4 protein-coding genes are annotated in these 1549 nt (G+C 48.2%); 1 reads left to right on the top strand and 3 read right to left on the bottom strand.

The window, feature by feature from the left end; genetic code table 11:
* On the top strand, positions 1–345 hold a 345-nt coding region (locus F6K49_RS47805; protein ID WP_293109607.1), incomplete at its 5' end, for a DUF4114 domain-containing protein.
* Positions 346–562: 217 nt separating this feature from the next.
* Here F6K49_RS47805 and F6K49_RS47800 read toward each other — a convergent pair.
* From F6K49_RS47800 to F6K49_RS47790, 3 genes are all read right to left on the bottom strand, one after another.
* Complete coding sequence (locus F6K49_RS47800; protein ID WP_158069633.1) at positions 563–700, bottom strand: hypothetical protein; 138 nt, start codon at positions 698–700, stop codon at positions 563–565.
* A 130-nt stretch (positions 701–830) separates the two neighbouring features.
* Positions 831–983, bottom strand: a complete 153-nt coding sequence (locus F6K49_RS47795; protein WP_158069632.1) for a hypothetical protein — start codon at positions 981–983, stop codon at positions 831–833.
* 138 nt (positions 984–1121) lie between these two features.
* A complete protein-coding gene (locus F6K49_RS47790; RefSeq protein ID WP_293109604.1) occupies positions 1122–1292 on the bottom strand; it encodes a hypothetical protein in 171 nt (56 codons plus the stop codon).
* Positions 1293–1549 lie beyond the last annotated feature (257 nt).

Genomic DNA, 1549 nt, shown 5'->3' with positions numbered 1-1549 from the left:
TATCAGGTTGATGATGCTAGTGGTAAAATTGGCAATCTCAACCCTGGTGATGCCGGTTATACAGAGCTTGCAGTTTCCAACCAGGTAGATTTAGCCAGTGGGGTATCCGGTGGTGTATTGTTAGCTCCCTTCCTAATTGCTAATGGCACTGTTGAAGAGTTCCTGACTCAGAATCCCACGAATCAGCAGGGTTCCGGTCTGAATGCCTACTTTAGTTTCTTGAGCGCTAACCCCGATCAATTTGATCACGTCCGCCTACTAGGGGACAATCGGTTTGGTTTCGAGGATACTTTTGCTGGTGGTGACTTAGACTATGACGACTTGGTAGTGGAGGTTATCTTCTAAGTTTAATCGGGAGTCGGTTGTGGGGTGTGGGGTGTGGGGTGTGGGGTGCGGGGAGGGTGGGAGGTGTGGTAAGTATTCCCCCCGCTGTTTTGGGGGGTTAGGGGGGATCCCCAGCTGTTTGACCCGGTGGGTGGAACGGGCATGTTGGTGGAATTGGCATGTTGCTGGAATTGAGATCTTGGTAGAACAGGCATCTTGCCTGTGATCAAGATTTTCTTCACAGGGATATTGGTGGCATGGGCATGTTGGTAGAACAGGTATCTTGCCTGTGGTCAAGATTTTGGTCACCAGCATGTTGGTGGAATTGGCATGTAGGTAGAACAGGCATCTTGCCTGTGATCAAGATTTTCCTCATAGGGATATTGGTGGAATTGGATTCTTGGTAGAACAGGCATCTTGCCTGTGAACAAGATTTTCCTCACAGGGATGTTGGTGGAATTGGCATGTAGGTAGAACAGGCATCTTGCCTGTGGTCAAGATTTTCTTCACAGGGATGTTGGTGGAATTGGATTCTTGGTAGAACAGGCATCTTGCCTGTGGTCAAGATTTTCCTCACAGGGATGTTGGTGGAATTGGGTTGTTGGTAGAACAGGCATCTTGCCTGTGATCAAGATTTTCGGACGCGCTGTCCCAACCATGGCTACCGCGAAAATGAGGGTGAGACCTTGGGTGGTGCGTTACGGGGCGGGCTTTCCCAACACTTGCTATGAGGTTGAACATGATGGCAAGCCCGCCCCTAACACACCCTACGGAATTACTCCGTGATTGACCAAAGGTCACGCTACGCGAACAAGAAAAATTAGAAACTTGGCACCAGGCATCAGCAATTTCAGGACCTGCACATAGCCCTTAGCATCAGCAGGGTTGTCAAACCGAGCGAAAACGACTGGTGGCATCGGTGGCAATAGCCGAACCATCACCCATGGGTATAGGCATCTATGGGACATAATATTAAGTTATCTCCTGTAAAGGGGACCAAGAGCCAGCCTTCCAGCCTGCGAAAACTCTTAGGCTGGCTCTTCCCGTGGATTTTAACCTCCACAATTTCATTGTATCACAAAAAATACCATATTATAACATTTTTTGAAAATTTTTGAAAATTTTTTTTTGAGGGAGTAGGGAGTAGGGAGCAGGGAGTAGGGACTTCGGAGCAGGTAGTGTGGGAAGTGTAGTAAATATGGTGAGTGTGGCAAAGATAGTGAGA

The organism is Moorena sp. SIO3I6 (assembly GCF_010672095.1).
Note: the sequence above shows the minus strand (reverse complement) of the source record. Positions and strands in the feature narration are given on the sequence as shown.